This window comes from Aurantimonas sp. Leaf443, assembly GCF_001425575.1.
Lineage (GTDB): Bacteria > Pseudomonadota > Alphaproteobacteria > Rhizobiales > Rhizobiaceae > Leaf443.
The window spans coordinates 453,792-469,837 of the sequence record NZ_LMRD01000007.1; the positions used below are offsets into that span (position 1 = coordinate 453,792).

16 protein-coding genes and 1 tRNA gene are annotated in these 16,046 nt (G+C 66.4%); 14 read left to right on the plus strand and 3 right to left on the minus strand.

From position 1 onward, the window contains the following. The first annotated feature begins 16 nt into the window (after positions 1 to 16). The 5 genes from ASG48_RS10315 to ASG48_RS10335 all read left to right on the plus strand — a co-directional run bounded on the left by ASG48_RS10315 (position 17) and on the right by ASG48_RS10335 (position 4,052). Complete coding sequence (locus ASG48_RS10315) at positions 17 to 646, plus strand: amino acid ABC transporter permease (protein ID WP_244486865.1); 630 nt, start codon at positions 17 to 19, stop codon at positions 644 to 646. A gap of 3 nt (positions 647 to 649) precedes the next feature. Beyond that, positions 650 to 1,294, plus strand: coding sequence for an amino acid ABC transporter permease (locus ASG48_RS10320; protein WP_055849025.1), 645 nt, complete (start codon positions 650 to 652; stop codon positions 1,292 to 1,294). A gap of 28 nt (positions 1,295 to 1,322) precedes the next feature. After that, positions 1,323 to 2,114: a transporter substrate-binding domain-containing protein gene (locus ASG48_RS10325; protein WP_055849029.1), complete on the plus strand. Its 792-nt coding sequence runs from the start codon at positions 1,323 to 1,325 to the stop codon at positions 2,112 to 2,114. 55 nt (positions 2,115 to 2,169) lie between these two features. Beyond that, positions 2,170 to 3,192 carry a class II fructose-bisphosphate aldolase gene (fba, locus tag ASG48_RS10330; protein ID WP_055849031.1) on the plus strand — a complete coding sequence of 341 codons (1,023 nt, stop codon included), beginning with the start codon at positions 2,170 to 2,172 and terminating at the stop codon, positions 3,190 to 3,192. 113 nt (positions 3,193 to 3,305) lie between these two features. Continuing rightward, positions 3,306 to 4,052 carry an amino acid ABC transporter ATP-binding protein gene (locus ASG48_RS10335; protein ID WP_055849034.1) on the plus strand — a complete coding sequence of 249 codons (747 nt, stop codon included), beginning with the start codon at positions 3,306 to 3,308 and terminating at the stop codon, positions 4,050 to 4,052. Positions 4,053 to 4,063: 11 nt separating this feature from the next. On the opposite strand, the gene ASG48_RS10340 is transcribed toward ASG48_RS10335, so the two are convergent. Next, complete coding sequence (locus ASG48_RS10340) at positions 4,064 to 4,810, minus strand: FadR/GntR family transcriptional regulator (RefSeq protein WP_055849037.1); 747 nt, start codon at positions 4,808 to 4,810, stop codon at positions 4,064 to 4,066. Positions 4,811 to 5,002: 192 nt separating this feature from the next. Then, complete coding sequence (ugpC, locus tag ASG48_RS10345) at positions 5,003 to 6,082, minus strand: sn-glycerol-3-phosphate ABC transporter ATP-binding protein UgpC (protein WP_055849040.1); 1,080 nt, start codon at positions 6,080 to 6,082, stop codon at positions 5,003 to 5,005. Positions 6,083 to 6,156: 74 nt separating this feature from the next. On the opposite strand from ugpC, the gene ASG48_RS10350 reads away from it, so the two are divergent. The 9 genes from ASG48_RS10350 (at position 6,157) to ASG48_RS10395 (ending at position 14,614) form a co-directional block, all read left to right on the plus strand. Then, positions 6,157 to 6,855 (plus strand): GntR family transcriptional regulator, encoded by a 699-nt coding sequence (locus tag ASG48_RS10350; RefSeq protein WP_055849042.1) that lies wholly within the window; start codon positions 6,157 to 6,159, stop codon positions 6,853 to 6,855. Next, positions 6,852 to 7,817, plus strand: coding sequence for an alpha/beta hydrolase (locus tag ASG48_RS10355; RefSeq protein ID WP_055849045.1), 966 nt, complete (start codon positions 6,852 to 6,854; stop codon positions 7,815 to 7,817). The genes ASG48_RS10350 and ASG48_RS10355 overlap by 4 nt, the downstream gene beginning before the upstream one ends. A 23-nt stretch (positions 7,818 to 7,840) precedes the next feature. After that, on the plus strand, positions 7,841 to 9,040 hold the full coding sequence (locus ASG48_RS10360; protein WP_055849048.1) for a sugar ABC transporter substrate-binding protein: 1,200 nt from the start codon (positions 7,841 to 7,843) through the stop codon (positions 9,038 to 9,040). Positions 9,041 to 9,185: 145 nt separating this feature from the next. After that, a complete protein-coding gene (locus ASG48_RS10365) occupies positions 9,186 to 10,043 on the plus strand; it encodes a sugar ABC transporter permease (RefSeq protein WP_348271130.1) in 858 nt (285 codons plus the stop codon). Beyond that, the gene (locus ASG48_RS10370) at positions 10,040 to 10,873 is read left to right on the plus strand and encodes a carbohydrate ABC transporter permease (protein ID WP_055849053.1); all 834 of its coding nucleotides are present in this window, start codon (positions 10,040 to 10,042) and stop codon (positions 10,871 to 10,873) included. The genes ASG48_RS10365 and ASG48_RS10370 overlap by 4 nt, the downstream gene beginning before the upstream one ends. A 51-nt stretch (positions 10,874 to 10,924) precedes the next feature. Next, the gene (locus ASG48_RS10375) at positions 10,925 to 11,806 is read left to right on the plus strand and encodes a sugar phosphate isomerase/epimerase family protein (RefSeq protein WP_055849058.1); all 882 of its coding nucleotides are present in this window, start codon (positions 10,925 to 10,927) and stop codon (positions 11,804 to 11,806) included. Continuing rightward, the gene (locus tag ASG48_RS10380; protein ID WP_055849061.1) at positions 11,803 to 12,798 is read left to right on the plus strand and encodes a Gfo/Idh/MocA family oxidoreductase; all 996 of its coding nucleotides are present in this window, start codon (positions 11,803 to 11,805) and stop codon (positions 12,796 to 12,798) included. The genes ASG48_RS10375 and ASG48_RS10380 overlap by 4 nt, the downstream gene beginning before the upstream one ends. A gap of 1,133 nt (positions 12,799 to 13,931) precedes the next feature. Continuing rightward, a tRNA-Ser gene (locus ASG48_RS10385) sits at positions 13,932 to 14,021 on the plus strand. Positions 14,022 to 14,308: 287 nt separating this feature from the next. Then, the gene (locus ASG48_RS10395) at positions 14,309 to 14,614 is read left to right on the plus strand and encodes a hypothetical protein (RefSeq protein ID WP_156381550.1); all 306 of its coding nucleotides are present in this window, start codon (positions 14,309 to 14,311) and stop codon (positions 14,612 to 14,614) included. Positions 14,615 to 14,618: 4 nt separating this feature from the next. On the opposite strand, the gene ASG48_RS17925 is transcribed toward ASG48_RS10395, so the two are convergent. Further along, positions 14,619 to 15,734 (minus strand): aminotransferase class I/II-fold pyridoxal phosphate-dependent enzyme, encoded by a 1,116-nt coding sequence (locus ASG48_RS17925; protein ID WP_162243923.1) that lies wholly within the window; start codon positions 15,732 to 15,734, stop codon positions 14,619 to 14,621. Between the last annotated feature and the right edge of the window lie 312 nt (positions 15,735 to 16,046).

A 16,046-nucleotide genomic window follows, 5' to 3' on the forward strand; every position in this document is an offset into this window, starting at 1 on the left:
GCTGTCACGGAGCGACATGCTCCTTCAAGGTGCCTTGCTGACGGTTCAGATCTCGCTCGCGGCGATGGCCTTCTCGCTGGTCATCGGCGTGGCGGCCGCCTGCCTCTCGCTGAGCGGCAAGGCGGTCCTCCGGCTGCCGGTGCTCGCCTATGTCGAGGCCATCCGCAACACGCCCTTCATCGTGCAGGTCTTCCTGATCTATTTCGGACTGCCGGCCCTCGGCATGCATCTCGCGCCGATCCCGGCCGCCGTCGTCGCCATGTCGATCTACGGTGGCGCCTATACGAGCGAGATCATCCGCGCCGGCATTCAGGCGATCGGTCGAGGACAGATCGAGGCGGGCAAGACGCTCGGCATGTCGCCGCTCGTGATCTTCCGTTACGTCGTCCTGAAACCTGCCTTGTCGGCGGTGTTCCCGTCGCTGGCCGCGCAGTTCATCCTGCTGCTCCTCTCCTCCAGCGTCGTCTCGGCGATCTCGGTGCCCGAACTCACGGGCATCGGCAACGACATCCAGGGCATGACGCTGCGCAACATGGAGGTCTACCTCGTCATCGCGGTGTTCTACGTCGCGATGGTGGCGGCGCTGCGGGGCGCCATGACGGCTCTGGAGCGGGTGCTCTTTCCCTTCAAGTTCATGAGGCGCTGAGCGATGTTCCAGCCCTTCAGCCTCACCCATGTCCTGTTCATGCTGACGGGCTTCGGCTGGACGATCGGCCTGGCGGCGATCGCGCTGGTCGGTGGCTCGATCGCCGGCTCGGGGCTGACCCTGATGCGAGTCTCGTCCAACCGCTTCCTCAGCCGACTCGCCCAGGCCTACATTTTCGTCGTGCAGGGCACGCCGCTCCTGGTCACGCTCTTCATCGCCTATTTCGGCGCGACCTATCTCGGCTTCACGGTCTCGCCGCTCGTGGCCATCGCCGTCGCCTTCTCGCTCTATGCCGCAGCCTTCCTCGCCGACATCTGGCGCGGCGCCATCCAGTCGGTGCCGGCAGGGCAGAGCGAGGGAGCGCACGCGCTCGGCCTCAGCCGCGCCGACGCGTTGATCTCCATCATCATCCCCCAGGCGATCCGCATCGCCACCCCGCCGACGGTTGGCTTCTTCGTGCAACTCATCAAGAACACGTCGCTGGCGTCCGTCGTCGGCTTCGTCGAACTCACGCGCACGGCGCAGATCGTCAGCAACGCCACCTTCAAGCCCCTCGACGTCTACCTGACGGCGGCCGCTTTCTACTTCGTCTTCTGCTTTCCCATCACGCTGTATAGCCGACATCTCGAGAAGCGGCTCGGCGTCTGACCATCACGACAACCGGAGGAGAACCATCATGAAACATTTCATCAGGGGCCTTGTGCTGGCCGCCGCCGCCACGGTCGCGCTGACCTCGGCCAGCGTCGCCCAGACGACCAACACGCTCGACACCATCGTCCAGCGCGGCAAGGTCGTGGTCGGCATCTCGCTGTCGACGCCGCCCTATGGCATGACGGACGCGACCATGGCCCCCTCGGGCTTCGACGTCGCAGTCGCCAACCTCATCGCCCGCGACCTCGGCGTGCAGCTGGAAATCGTCGATCAGGTCTCGCAGGCGCGCATCCCGAACCTGACCAGCGGCAAGGTCGACATCGTCGTCTCCTCGCTCGGCATCACCGCCGAACGCGCCAAGACGATCCTGTATTCCAACGCCATCTACGTCGACGAGCAGATGGTGATCGCCCCGACCGCCGCCGAGATCGCCAAGCTGGAGGATCTGGTGGGCAAGCGCGTCGGCGTGACCCGCGCGACGACCAACGACACGATCATCACCGCCAAGGCGGTGGACGGCACCAACATCCAGCGGTTCGAAGACGACGCGGCGACCAACCAGGCCCTCTTCACCGGCCAGGTCGACGCGATCGTCTCGGGCGTGGCGGCCGCCAACGCCATCAACGCGCAGACCGACCAGTTCCAGCGCAAGTTCGCGGTGCGCCAGTCGCCCATGGGCATCGGCCTGCGGCACGGCGACTTCGACCTGCACCAGTGGCTGAACACCGAGATCATGCTGCTCTGGAACTCCGGCGAGCTTCAGGCGGCGCAGAAGCAGTGGCTCGGCGTCGTCAATCCCGACCTGCCCCGCTTCTGACGCATCACGACGGCCCCGCCTCGCGCGGGGCTTCTCTCTTCGAAAAGGCTCCGCCATGTCCCGCATCACCCTTCGTCAGCTTCTCGACCACGCCGCCGAGCACCAGTACGGCGTCCCGGCCTTCAGCGTCACCTGCATGGAGCAGATGCTGGCGGTCATGGCCGCCGCCGACGCCGTCGACGCGCCGGTCATCCTGCAGGTCGGCACGAAGGCCCGGTCCTATGCCGGCGACATCATGATCGAGCATCTCTTCGCCGCGCTGGAGAAACAGTTTCCTCACATTCCGATGGTGGTTCACCAGGACCACGGCAACGATGAAGCGACCTGCGCCACCGCGCTCCAGCTCGGCTTCACCTCCGTGATGATGGACGGCTCCCTGCTCGCGGACGCCAGGACCGCGTCCGACTACGACTACAATGTCGGCGTGACGGCGTCGGTGTCGCGCATGGCCCATTGGATGGGCGCGTCCGTGGAGGGCGAGATCGGCGTGCTCGGCAAGCTCGAGAGCCGCGGCGACGAGCGGATGCTGACCGACCCCGACCAGGCCGTCGAATTCGTCAAGGCGACCAAGGTGGATGCGCTCGCCATCGCCATGGGGACCTCGCACGGGGCCTACAAGTTCTCGCGCAAGCCGGACGGCGACGTCCTCGCCATGGACCGGCTGGAAGAGATCCACCGCCGCCTGCCCGAGACCCATCTCGTCATGCACGGCTCCTCCTCCGTGCCGCAGGAGCTGCAGGATGTGATGAACCGCTACGGCGCCGACATCAAGCAGACATGGGGCGTGCCGATCGAGGAGATCCAGCGCGGCATCAAGCACGGCGTGCGCAAGGTGAACATCGACACCGACAACCGCATGGCCCTTATCGGCCAGATCCGGCGCGTGATGCACGAGGATCCCAAGGAGTTCGACATCCGCACCATGATGAAGCCGGGCATGGAGGCCATCACCAAGCTCTGCCGCCAGCGGCTGGAGGAGTTCGGCACCGCCGGCCATGCCCGCCGGATCAAGGTGATTGCGATGGCCGACATGGCCAAGCGCTATCGGTCCGGCGAACTCGATCCGAAGATCCGCTGACGCGACGCGCCGTCCTGCGTCCGGCGGGCCTCGGTCCGTCGGACACCCTCCGGCATCGCCGGATCATCCGTCGCGCCCGCGACGCCGCACAGCCCGCAAGCAGGGAGACAGTCATGGCAGGGAATGCCGACGTCATGGTCGAGGCCAGAAAGGTCTCCAAGTTCTTCGGCGGCTTCCAGGCGCTTCGCGAGATCGACCTCACTGTGGCCAAGGGCGAGACGGTCGTGATCTGCGGCCCGTCGGGCTCGGGAAAGTCGACCTTCATCCGCTGCCTCAACGCCCTGGAGCTGCACCAGTCCGGCGATCTGACCGTCTGCGGGATCGCGCTGACGTCCTCGCGCCAGTCGATCGATGCGGTGCGGCGGCGGACCGGCATGGTGTTCCAGAACTTCAACCTCTTCCCGCATATGACGGTGATCGAGAACTGCATGATCGCGCCGATGAAGGTGAAGGGCCTGCCCCGCGACGAGGCTCGCGAGATCGCCGAGCGGTTCCTGCGGCGCGTGCATATTCCCGAACAGGCGGACAAGTATCCCATCCAGCTCTCGGGCGGCCAGCAGCAGCGCGTGGCGATCGCCCGCGCCTTGGCCATGAGCCCGGATATCCTGCTCTTCGACGAGCCGACCTCGGCGCTGGACCCCGAGATGGTGCGCGAGGTGCTGGACACGATGGTCGAGCTCGCCAAGGGCGGTGCGACCATGATCTGCGTCACCCACGAGATGAACTTCGCGCGGCAGGTGGCCGACCGCGTCGTCTTCATGGACCGCGGCTCGATCGTCGAGGCGGGCGCGCCGGAGGCGTTCTTCTCGGCGCCGAAGACCGATCGCGCCCGGGAGTTCCTCGCGCAGATCCTGCACTGAGCGCCGGAGCATCAGCTCGGATCGATCCCGAGGGCCTGACTGGCTTCGAGATGCTGCGCGTCGAGGACCGCCGCGCGGGCCTGCATGAGGTGATACTTCATGTAGCTCGCCGCAGCGTCTCCGTCGCCCGCCGCGATGGCGTCGAGGATGCGCGTGTGCTCCTCGATGATCCGCAGTCGCCGGCCGGCCGATCGCCCGCGCGCCAGTTCCAGACCGATGTTCATGGTCTGCGTGACGGGCGTCCGCAGGCCGTTGAGGAGGTCGCCGAAGAAGTCGTTCCCCGCGGCCTGCGCGACCGCGTCGTGAAAGGCGATGTCCTGCTCCTGGCCGAGGTCGCCGGCCGCGATGGCACGGCGCAGCGCCTCGATGGCCTCGCGGGCGCGGTCGATGTCCGAACGCGTGCGGCGTTCCGCGGCAAGGCGCGCGACTTCCGTCTCGAGCACGATCCGCGGCTCGAAGGCGCGCAGGAACCGTGACAGTTCGGAGGAGTCGGCAAGTTCCGTCAGCCGCGTCGACGGTTGCTTGGAGACGAAGGTCCCGACGCCGCGCCGCGACAGGACCAGGCCGTCGCTCTGGAGCCGCAGCAGCGCCTCCCGCACGACAGGCCGCGAGACCCCGAAGCGCATCCAGAGTTCGGCCTCGGATGGCAGCTTGTCGCCAGCCTTGAGATGGCCCGAGGTGATCTCGGTCAGAATCTGCCCGTAGACGACGTCGGCCAGTCGCTCCTTCCTGGCGGGCGTGGGAACGAAACGGGACATGCCCCTCCGGTGTCGTGGCTCTTGCAGCTATGGAAGCAGAGCGCCCACGCGGAACCGGCCCGAGGTCGCTTCACCCTGAGATAGAGATAACGGCAAACCCTCGCCTTTCCAAGCAATCGGGCGCGGTCCGACGGCTCGGACCGCCCGTCGATGCGCGGGGCATCCGCCGCCTCGTGGAGCGGATCGCGACGATCAGTTCAAACGCAGGCCGTTCGTCGGGTCGAAGAGGTGGACATGCTCCGGCTGGCCGGCCACGCAGACGCGCTCACCGACGGCGACCTCGCTCGAGCGCGGGAATTCGACCGTCACCATGCGGTCGCGTCCGATGTCGAGATAGCCGAAGGTCTGGCTTCCGAGGCGCTCGACGACGGAGAGTTCGCCCGCGAACCAGGCGTCTCCGGGCGCGCAGATACGCAGATCCTCCGGCCGGATACCGAGCGTGATCCGCTCAATATCCGGCGACGGACCGTCAAACGGAAGATCCACCTCGCCGGCGGGAAGCCGCAGGCGCGCGCGGCCCTGTGCTCGGCCCGCGACCTCGCATTCGAGCGTGTTCATCGTCGGGCTGCCGATGAACGTCGCGACGAAGAGCGTCTTCGGCCGCCGGTAGAGTTCGAGCGGCGGCCCGACCTGTTCCATCGTCCCGCCGTTCATGACGACGATGCGGTCGGCCAGCGTCATCGCCTCGACCTGGTCGTGCGTGACGTAGACGGTCGTCGCCCTGATCCGGCGGTGGAGCCTGGCGATTTCCAGGCGCATCTCGACACGCAGCGCCGCGTCGAGGTTGGAGAGCGGCTCGTCGAAGAGGAACGCCTGCGGATCGCGCACGATCGCCCGGCCCATGGCCACGCGCTGGCGCTGGCCGCCGGAAAGCTGGGCCGGCAGGCGGGAGAGGAACGGGTCGAGCTTCAGGACACCCGACGCGTCCTTGACCTTCCGCGCGATTTCGGCGGGCTCCGCGTCGCGCATCTTGAGACCGAAGGACATGTTGTCCTCGACGCTCATGTGCGGATAGAGCGCGTAGTCCTGGAACACCATCGCGATGTTGCGCTCGGCCGGGGGCAGATGCCCGACGCTGCGCCCGCCCATGACGAGATCGCCGTCCGAAATCTCCTCCAGCCCGGCGATCATGCGCAAGAGCGTCGACTTCCCGCAACCGGACGGGCCGACCAGGACGACGAACTCCCCGCTCTCGATCTCGAGATCGATACGCTGGATGACGGTCACGGCGCCGTAGTCCTTGCGGATGGCCTTCAACGAGATGGCTGACATGGGTCCTCCCAGACCGCTTGATCTTCGCTTCATTATCAATAATGATATCGATAATGGCAAGTTGGGAGTGCGTCATGAACGAGCCTCAGGCGGGAGACGAGCGCCGGCGCGTTTCGGGCCGACGGATGCCGGCGGGCAAGTCCGCCGCCGCCTTCGTGTCGCTGAAGCGCGAGATCATGCTGGGCGAGCTCGCGCCCCGCCAGCTGCTGGTGGAACTCGAACTCGCCACCCGTTTCGGCTGCAGCCAGGGGACGGTCCGCGAGGCGCTTCTCCAGCTGCAGGACGAAGGCCTCGTGCTTCGCAACGGCTACCGCGGAACGCAGGTCTCGGACTGCACGGTCGAGGAGGCCGTGGAGCTCTTCCGCATCCGCCAGTCGATCGAATGCCGCGGCATAGTCCACGTCCTCCAGCATCCGAGTCGCACGCTCGTGGCGGACCTCAAGGCGTTCCTCGCCGACATGTCCGCCGCCGCCCGCAAGGGAGACGAGCTGGAGCTCGCCTCCATCGACCGCGAGTTCCACGGGCGCATCTTCGCCGACGCCGGGCTGCCCGCCCTCGACCCGATCCTGCGCCGCTGCCTCATCCACAACCACCGCTTCAAGATCTCGCGCTCCATGGGAACGCGCGACCTCCTCCAGACGGCGCAGCGCCACGAGCCGATCATCGCGGCCATCGAGGCGCGCGATCTCAAAGCGGCGTCCGCCGCGCTCTTCCACCACATCGCGACGATCGTCGACTTCGGCCCCAACGTCTTCCCGGACCAGGTCCAATGAGCGCTGCCGACATCCCCACCGGGCTCGCGCCCGAGATGGCAGCGCTCGCCGCCCGCGTCCTCGCCGAGGACGGCGCGCTGCCAGACCCGACGCTGCTGCCGCCCGCCGAAGGGCGCCGCGCCGCCGAGATCGGCAACCGCCGCTGGAACGTCGCCCTGCCGCCGATGGCGCGCGTCGGGAACGCGCATGTCCCGGCCGACCCCGCCCTCGGCTCGGCCGATGTGCGGCTCCTCGTGCTGGTGCCGCCGGAGGCGCGTGAAGGCGCGATCCTCTTCGTCCATGGCGGAGGCTTCGCCTTCTGCAGCCCGGAGACGCACGAGCGCTGCGCGCGCGTGCTCGCCACCGAGACGGGCCTGCCGGTGATCCTGCCGGACTATCGCCTGGCGCCCGAACACCCCTTCCCCGACGGCCTTCTCGACGTGGTTGCATCCTGGCGCGCGGCCTTCGACGCGACGGCTCATCTCGGCGTGCGCCGGGGGCCGCTGATCCTTGCCGGCGACAGCGCGGGCGCGGGGCTCTGCGTCTCCGCCATGCTTCACGAGGGGGGCCGGACCCCGGTCGATGCCGCGCTTCTCTTCTACGGGGTCTTTGACGCCGATTTCGACACCCCGTCCTATCGCATCTTCGCGGACGGACCCGGCCTGACCCGGGCCAGGATGCGGCGCTACTGGGACTTCTACGTCGCGGACCCGGCGGCGCGGGCAGAGCCGCTCGTCGCCCCGATCCTCGCCGACGATGCCGCGCTCGCGGCCCTGCCCCCGCTCCATCTCATGGCGGCCGGCATCGATCCGCTTCTCAGCGACACGCTCAATCTCGAGGCGCGGCTCGCCGCCCTCGGCCGGCCGGAGCGCACGAGCGTCGTGCCCGGCGTCGTCCACGGATTCCTGCAGATGACGAAGGACCTGCCCCAGGCGCGGGAGGCGCTGGGGCAGGCCGCAGACTTCGTCAGAAGCCGCTTCTAGCCAACAAGACCGGGAGGAAAACCATGAAACGCCTGCAGACGATCGCCGCCTCGCTCGCCCTTTTCACCGCGCTCGGCGCCTCGGCGAGCCAAGCCGAGACGGTCCGCTTCTGGTACCATTTCGACAATCCGGAAAATCCGATGTCGGCGCTGGTCCAGAAGTTCGAGGCGGCCAATCCGGGCATCGAGATCGAGGCCGAGAACATCCCCTGGAACAGCTACTACGACAATCTCTACACAGCGCTCGTCGGCGGCAACGCGCCGGACGCGGCGATGGTAAAGCTCTTCGCCCAGCCGCGCCTCCTCGAGATGGGCGCGCTGGAGCCCCTGAAGGAGCGCATCGACGCCTGGCCCGGCAAGGCCGAACTTCTCGACAACCTCCTGACCCTGAATGCCGGCCCGGATGGCGGCAACTACTACCTGCCGATCCAGTATGTCGTGCTCTACCTCTACTACCGCACCGATCTGTTCGAGGCGGCCGGCCTCCAGCCGCCCAGGACCTGCGAGGAGTTCCGCACCGCCGCCAAGACGCTGACCAAGGCGCCGGACACCTACGGCTTCGGCTTCCGCGGCGGCAAGGGCGGCTGGGACCAGTGGGGCACGTTCGTCTTCTCGCGCGGTGCCGCGCTGAAGCCGGGCGGCCTCGACAACCCCCAGGCGATCGCGGCCAATGAATGGCTCGTCGACATGTTCACCAAGGACAAGTCGATCCCGCCCTCCTCGCCCAATGACGGGTTCCAGGAGATCATCGGCGCCTTCAAGTCCGGCAAGACGGCCATGACGATCCACCATATCGGCTCGTCCAAGGACCTCGTGGCCGCGCTCGGCGACAAGGTCTCGGCCGTGCCGGTGCCCCAATGCGACGGCAAGGCCTGGACCTCCTACGGCGACGAGTCCCTGGCGATCTTCTCGGCGTCCGAGGCCAAGGACGCGGCCTGGAAATGGATCTCCTTTCTCGCCGAGCCCGAGAACAACGTCGAGTTCGTGAAGGCCACCAACCAGCTGCCGGTGACGAGGACCGGCTCGGCGGGCTGGACCGGCCACGAGAAGCGCTTCGTGGACGCGACGCTGCAGTCCCTGCCTTTCGCGGCCGTCCTGCCGCAGTCCTCGGCCACCGCCGACTTCGTCAACACGGAGTGGCAGGCCACCATGCAGCAGGCGATGACGGGCCAGATCACGCCGGCCGACATGATGAAGACGCTGCAGGCGCTCTTCGCGCAGTAATCCTGCGTCCGTTCGACGGGCGCCGGAACTCGTCCGGCGCCCCTTCCCCTCGGCGAATCCGAAGGCTCGGCTCCCCATGTCCACCGTCGAAGACCTCGCAGCGCTGGAAGGCGCGCCTCGGCGGCGCCTCTCGCGCGCCCGCCTCATGCCCTACGCGCTCCTCGCCCCGGCCGTCGTCGTGGTCGCGATCGTCGTCTTCCTGCCGATGGTGGAGGCGGTGGTCACGAGCTTCTACGAGCTGATCCTCTTCCGCCCGAATGCCAGCCGTTTCGTCGGGCTCGCCAACTACGTCAAGCTCTACGCCGATCCCGTCTTCTGGGAGGCGCTCGGCCACACGGCGCTCTGGATCGGTCTGACCGTCCCCCTCCAGATGGGCCTCGGGCTCCTCGCCGCGATCCTCCTCAACCGCGAGTTCGCCTGGCGGGGTCTGGCCCGTGCGCTCGTCATCATTCCCTGGGCGCTGCCGAGCGTCGTGATCGCGCTGATGTGGCGCTGGATCTACGATCCCAATATCGGCGTCCTCAACGACCTGCTCCTCTATCTTTCCGTCATCACCACGGCCGTGCCCTGGCTCGCAGATCCCTCCGTCGCGATCTACGCGATCATCGCCACCCTCACCTGGCAGGGCTTTCCCTTCTTCGCCGTGATGATCCTGGCGGCCCTTCAGGGCATTCCCAGGAGCCAGTACGAGGCGGCCTCGATCGACGGGGCGAGCGCCTGGCGCCAGTTCCGCCACATCACCCTGCCCGGCATCGCGCCGGTTCTGGCCACCGCCGGGCTGCTCCGCGTCATCTGGGTCGCCAATTCGATGGACGTGATCTTCGTCATGACCGGCGGAGGCCCCGGCTACGCCACCACGACCCTGCCGCTCTACGCCTTCGTCAAGGCGCGCCAGAATCTCGACTTCGGCTACGGCTCGGCCATCGCCGTCACCTTCACCCTCATCCTGGGCAGCTTCGTCGCGATCTACATCGCGCGCACCATGCGGGAGGTCGAACGATGAAGAAGGACAGCGTCCTCAAGCGCCTCCTGGCGACGCATCTCCCGGCGGCGCTGATCGTGCTCCTGGCGATCGGCCCCTTCGCCTGGATGATCCTGACCTCGCTGACGCCCTCGGCCGAGATCATCGCCCAAGGCGTCTCGCTCGGGCCGTCGGGCTGGAGCACGGACAACTACTCGCGGCTCCTGCGTCAGACCTCGTTCCTCGACAATATGGGCCACAGCCTCATTGTGGCGGTCGGCACCGTCGTCCTCGGCCTCCTCGTCTCGGTGACGGCCGCCTACGCCTTCTCGCGGTTCCGCTTCCCCGGACGGCGCGCGTTCATGCTGCAGTTCCTGCTCGTGAACATGTTCCCGATCGTGCTCCTGATCCTTCCGCTCTTCGTCATGATGCGCCGGCTCGGCATCCTCGACACCCATATCGGCCTCATCGTCGCCAACGCCACGACCGCCATCCCCTTCGCGGTCTGGATGCTGACGAGCTATGTCGGGGCGATCCCGAAGAGCCTCGACGAGGCGGCGATGATCGACGGCTGCTCGCGGCTGACGGCGATGCGCCGGGTCGTCCTGCCGCTGGCGCTGCCGGGCATCATCTCGACCGGCATCTACATCTTCATCACCGCCTGGAACGAGTATCTCTACGCCCTGACGCTGGGCGGGCGGAACGTGCGCACCGTCACCGTCGCCATCCAGACCCTCATCGGCGAGTACCAGATCGAATGGGGGCTGCTGGCGGCCGGCGGCGTCGTCGGCGCCCTGCCCGTCACGATCCTCTTCCTCCTCGTCCAGCGCCGGCTCGTCGGCGGCCTCACGCAAGGGGCGGTGAAGGGCTGATCTCAGCCTGTGCCGCCCGTTTCCCATCACAGCCCAAGGAACATTCGTCCCATGAACCCCGTCGGGTTGATCTCGATGCAATATGCGAGGCCCTTCACGGCCGAGCATTTCCCGCTCTTCGCCACCATGAAGTCGCTCGGCTACGACTTCGTCGAGCTTCTCGTTCCCGAGCCCGGCGAGCTCGACCCGCGCGAGACGGGCAAGGCGCTGCGCGACGCCGGCCTCGACGTCGTGCTCGCCGCGCGCGTCAACCTCAGCCGAAACCTCTCGGCGGCCGAACCCGCCGCTTGGCAGGGCGGCGTCGATTATCTCCGCTATGCCGCCGACTGCGCCGCCGAAATGGGCGCCTCGCTCGTCGGCGGGCCTCTGACCGGCAATCCGCTCGTCTTCGCCGGCCGCCCGCCGGCGCCCGTATCGGAGGAGGAACGGCTCGCCCGCAAGGACCGCTGCGTGCGCGGCCTCCAGGCGGCCGGCGTCCATGCGCAGACCACGGGCGTGACGCTCGCCGTCGAGCCGCTGAACCGCTTCGAGAGCGACGTCCTGTGCACCACTGCCCAGGCGATCGAGCTTCTGGACGCGGTGGACCACGCCAGCGTCAAGCTCATGCTCGACACGTTCCACATGGCGATGGAGGAGGCCTCGATCGCGGAAGCCATCCTCCTCGGCGGCGCGCGCATCGCCCATTTCCAGGCCAACGAGAACCATCGCGGCTTTCCCGGCACGGGCTCGGTCGACTGGGTGTCGGTCTTCCGCGCGCTTCACACGGTCGGCTATCGCGGGCCCATCTCGCTGGAACCCTTCCGCCGCAACGACGACCGCTTCGGCGTGCCCTTCGCGCAGTGGCGCCCGCCGCACGAGGACGAAAGCCAGCGGCTCGCCGCCAGTGCCCAGTTCATCAGGTCCCACATCGCATTGACGGAGTTCAGACGATGACCCTTCGGATCGGCTGGATCGGCTGCGGCATCCACGCCACGCAGATGCTGCTGCCGCAATTGCTGCGCCACGACGTCGAGATCGTCGCCCTCTGCGACATCGATCCCGTGCGCCTCGCCCAGGCGGGCCGCCAGTTCGGCGTCCAGCGTCTGACCTCGGACGCGCACGAGATGATCGCCACCCCCGGCCTCGACGCGATCGGCATGGCCGTCGGCCCCGACCAGCATCTCGCCTTCGGCGTGGCGGCGCTGGAGAAGGGCCTGCCCGTCTTCATGGAGAAGCCGCCCTCCGGCTCGGCGGCGGGCGCGCGCCAGCTCGCCGAGGCCTCGCGCCGTTCGGGCAAGCCGCTCCTCGTCGGATTCATGAAGCGCTATTCGGTCGGCAACAAGATCGCCCACAACGTCCTGAAGTCCGGCCGCTTCGGCGATGTCCTCGGCCTCACCGGCTACTACATGACGGCGCCGGGCTATTTTACCGGCAATGTCGACTATACCGGCTTTCTCCTGCACCACTGCGTCCACTACATGGACCTCGTTTCCCATCTCGTCTCGCCGGTGACGAAGATTTCGGCCCGGAAGGTCGAGAAGACACCCGGCCGCATCCTCTTCCATGTCGGCTTCGACTTCGAATGCGGGGCGATCGGAACGATCGTCATGGGCACGGTCCAGTCGCGCGGCACGCCCGTCGAGCGTATCGAGATCATGGGCGACCACCAGCGTCTGGAAGTGGAGGACGTGGTCGAGGTGCGCTGGCACCGCAACCCGCCCTTCAAGGTCGCCGACCCCGCCGCCACGCTGCTCGACGCGGAGGACTCGCTCACCTGGAAGCCCAACTTCACGGCGGCCGCCAACGAGGATTACAAGGGCTACCACGCGCTTCTGGCCGACGTCGTGCCGGCCTTGATGGGCGAGGCCTCCCCGGCCCCGACGATCCACGACGGCGTCACCGCCATGGAGCGCCTGGAGGACATGCGCCGCCAGCTCGCCATCTGAGCGAGCCGCCTGCCTGCCAAGACCGGGCGCCCGCCATCCCGTCCCGTCGGGACGTGGGATCCGCGACCCGCGCATCATCCGGTTCGGACCCATTCGGTGCCTGCAAGCGCACGCGGACCTCTTCCTGCGCGAAGCGGGCCCGGCTGAACGGCCCCATCGCGCGCGTCCAGACCTTCGGATCGGTCGAGCGGGCAGGACGCGAGCGAGCCGCTGGGCGATGCTGCCCGGCGAGTTCGTGAGCCGCAACGGCGATAGTCCCTGGCGGATCGTCCTCGACCTCGGTGAGGAGGCCGGCGCCGACCTCGGTGTCCCGCGCTGGCATGACCGGAGGTCCCCTTCGACAACACGCCGGGCGCATGGATCGTGTCGGAGCCGACCGACCCGGTCCGAGCCGTCGCCGAGCCCGAATGCTCCGGGCGACCGTACACCGGGCCGGGCTCCACTTCTCCTTCGCCCATTCCTGGACTTACCCCGCAGACGTGGAAAGTTCTCGCTGGCGCATCGCGAGCGCTGCGGCGATGCCCCTGAGAGGTGTCGCGAAGGGTTCCGACAAGGAGGCCACCCGTCTGGTCGAGACGAGTGGCCGGACACCGCGCCTTATCGCGAAAGACCTTGGCGTCGGCACCGACGCAGGGGCGTCGGATCGACAAGCGAGGCACACTGTGATGGACGGTCGGCCTTCCGGCCCCGGGAAAGACGTGGCGGCGGCGTGAAAACGCCCGCCTCGGGAGAACAAGATCCGTCGCGAGGAACGCGACAGCCCGACAAAAGAGACGGTTTCCCTCCCCGGAAGACGACCTGCCCCTGAATTCGGACGCAGGCGAAGACGCCTGACCGGATCGCTCCATCAGCAGCTTCTACAACCCGGTCAGGCACCATCGCTCGTTCGACTTCATCAGCCCGGTTCAGTTCGAACGACCGGCCGCCGCGTGACTTGAGCGCTCCCCACCAAAGCGGAGCAAATCCAAACCACGACGACGCCGATTTCGCTTGTCCGCCGCCCCCACTTTTTGATAGGGAACCAACGCGCCTGAAACGGCGCCGACCACGCCTTGGGCGGAGAGACCTGTGGAGCCCTGCAAGGCCCTGCATCCCCTGCCCCGAAGACCCGGCTTCTCGCCGGATATCCGGCCGGAGAGGTGGCAGAGTGGTTGAATGCACCGCACTCGAAATGCGGCATACGTGCAAGCGTATCGGGGGTTCGAATCCCCCCCTCTCCGCCATATCAAATCCCTAAGGCATTGTTTCCACTAAAGAGACAGCCTTGGGGTTTAGTGTAACCCTAACAATTACCCTATCGCCTCGTCTGGAAGGCAAGTCCCTTGCGACAGCGTCGCCCCTCATTGGGAAAGCGGAGACGAAAGCCGGCACCGCCGTCGATGGGCCGCGCAAAGGACTTCCCGCCCGAGACACTGAACCGAAAGCGGCGGGGACCCAGGATAAAGACCGTCGATATCATCGAACGGGTGATCCTCAGTCGGCGCTTCACCGTGGACGAGCTTCTCCAACGGTGGTTTACCCGCACGCGACAGACGGCAACGAGCAAGGAGACGATGGAGCGCTCTGCCGCGATCCGATGAGGAACCGGCCGCCTGGCGAGGACGTGCCGAAGATCGCGGAACAGTTGGAAGAAGAATGGCGCGTGCATGTCGAGCGCGTTCGCGCCTCCATCGTGGAGGCGGAGATCGAAGCGCACCGCCAGCACCACGGTAAAGACCGGCCCGCCGTCGTGACGAAGCCGGAAAACGCCGGCTTCCGGCGGTTTCACGATCGTGGCGGATCGACGCCTTCATTCAAATGCAGGGCGTTCTCGTGACGTCTCAAACAACCGTGCCGGGACGGAACTGCAGAACCTCGTTCGCTTCGTCAACGGCACTACGAAGAGTGGTCGCAAGTCGTGATACGTCGTCTTCAGTATGCGACGCCATCATCTGCAATCGGATCCTCGAGTCGTTTTTCGGCACGACTGGATATTCGGCCAAGTTGGCCAGGATGCCGTTCGAAGGCAGAAGACTGCAAACCAATCGACCGGCCGCCTCGTTTCCAACTGACACCGGAGCTATCGGCCCTCCAATTCCATGCACGGTAAGGCCATGGCGTTTCAGATGTTCGTGAATATGGTTGCTGACAGAGGCGAGCGATTGGCGAAGCCGCTCTCCTTCGGGCGAACGAACGATGGAAAGGGAGGCGCATATCGCGGCCGCCTGAGATGGCGAGAGCGCATTCGTGAAGAGAGTGGTCGACGCGAAGACTTGGATGAAATTTCGAAGGCTCCGAGATTTGGTCGCAACGAAACCGCCGTTGCTTGCGAAAGTCTTGGAGAAACTTCCCATCACGATATCAATTTTTCCGACCATTCCCTGGATGCCGATCTGACCGGTTCCGCCCGGACCGGTCGAACCCAGATCGTGGGCAACGTCCACGACGAGTGTCGCGTCGAATTCATGACAGAGATCCTGCACCGTCCGAAGATCGGGCGCATCCGCATGCATTGAGAACAAGCCCTCCGTGATCACCATCACGGCGTTGGCCGTATCCGACGCGCGTATCGTGGACAGGACCCGTCGCAGGTCGTCATTGTCGAGATGTCGAAAGCGGTGGACATTCTTCGTGGACGCCATCGCGCCCTCCTGCAGGCAGGAATGAGCGAAAACATCCAGAACGACGTGGTCGTCGGGACGAACCAGACCGCTGACAACGCCGAAGCCGGCCCCCCATCCCGTCGGGAACAGTTGGGTGTCGGTTGCCTGCAGATGGTCTGAGATGGCGTTTTCCAGCTTGATCGAGATGTCGGTATTTCCCATCAGGATACCCGAACCCGAACTGTGGACACCGTAGTCCTGGATGGCCTTGATCGCAGCATCGACGACTTCAGGATGGGTGCTCAGATTTAAATAGTCCTGCGATCCGAAGTTTAATCCAGAGAATTCCTTCATATTCGCATCTTTGATAGATGCTTTTGCGCCGGGTCGCGAGGCCAGTGATCGACCGTACGACCACACACCGTCGCGCTTCCTTGCCTCGATCCAATCCGACAAGGGGGTCGTTCTGCTGTGAAAATCGGAACCGGGGGGTGACCTGAAGTCGCGGCCGCTTCCTGCAAGACTTTTCGGCGAGCCGTCGAAACTAGCCTTCTTTGTCATCGCAGTCATGTTGCCGCCTCCTGAGAATCCGTCCATCCAGGATTGCAGAGGCAGAATTTCCGCGCCTCACCCGTTTGGGTGAGTTGCGGAAGTTTCCTTGCTGCG

Bases quoted from the DNA above. Each gene is read 5' to 3' on its own strand.
- ASG48_RS10325 (WP_055849029.1), top strand. From the start codon at position 1,323: ATGAAACATTTCATCAGGGGCCTTGTGCTGGCCGCCGCCGCCACGGTC.
- ASG48_RS10375 (WP_055849058.1), top strand. From the start codon at position 10,925: ATGAACCCCGTCGGGTTGATCTCGATGCAATATGCGAGGCCCTTCACG.
- ASG48_RS10350 (WP_055849042.1), top strand. From the start codon at position 6,157: ATGAACGAGCCTCAGGCGGGAGACGAGCGCCGGCGCGTTTCGGGCCGA.
- ugpC (WP_055849040.1), bottom strand. From the start codon at position 6,082: ATGTCAGCCATCTCGTTGAAGGCCATCCGCAAGGACTACGGCGCCGTG.
- ASG48_RS10360 (WP_055849048.1), top strand. From the start codon at position 7,841: ATGAAACGCCTGCAGACGATCGCCGCCTCGCTCGCCCTTTTCACCGCG.
- ASG48_RS10335 (WP_055849034.1), top strand. From the start codon at position 3,306: ATGGCAGGGAATGCCGACGTCATGGTCGAGGCCAGAAAGGTCTCCAAG.
- ASG48_RS10355 (WP_055849045.1), top strand. From the start codon at position 6,852: ATGAGCGCTGCCGACATCCCCACCGGGCTCGCGCCCGAGATGGCAGCG.
- ASG48_RS10380 (WP_055849061.1), top strand. From the start codon at position 11,803: ATGACCCTTCGGATCGGCTGGATCGGCTGCGGCATCCACGCCACGCAG.
- ASG48_RS10315 (WP_244486865.1), top strand. From the start codon at position 17: ATGCTCCTTCAAGGTGCCTTGCTGACGGTTCAGATCTCGCTCGCGGCG.
- ASG48_RS10340 (WP_055849037.1), bottom strand. From the start codon at position 4,810: ATGTCCCGTTTCGTTCCCACGCCCGCCAGGAAGGAGCGACTGGCCGAC.
- ASG48_RS10370 (WP_055849053.1), top strand. From the start codon at position 10,040: ATGAAGAAGGACAGCGTCCTCAAGCGCCTCCTGGCGACGCATCTCCCG.
- fba (WP_055849031.1), top strand. From the start codon at position 2,170: ATGTCCCGCATCACCCTTCGTCAGCTTCTCGACCACGCCGCCGAGCAC.
- ASG48_RS10365 (WP_348271130.1), top strand. From the start codon at position 9,186: ATGCCCTACGCGCTCCTCGCCCCGGCCGTCGTCGTGGTCGCGATCGTC.
- ASG48_RS10320 (WP_055849025.1), top strand. From the start codon at position 650: ATGTTCCAGCCCTTCAGCCTCACCCATGTCCTGTTCATGCTGACGGGC.
- ASG48_RS17925 (WP_162243923.1), bottom strand. From the start codon at position 15,734: ATGAAGGAATTCTCTGGATTAAACTTCGGATCGCAGGACTATTTAAAT.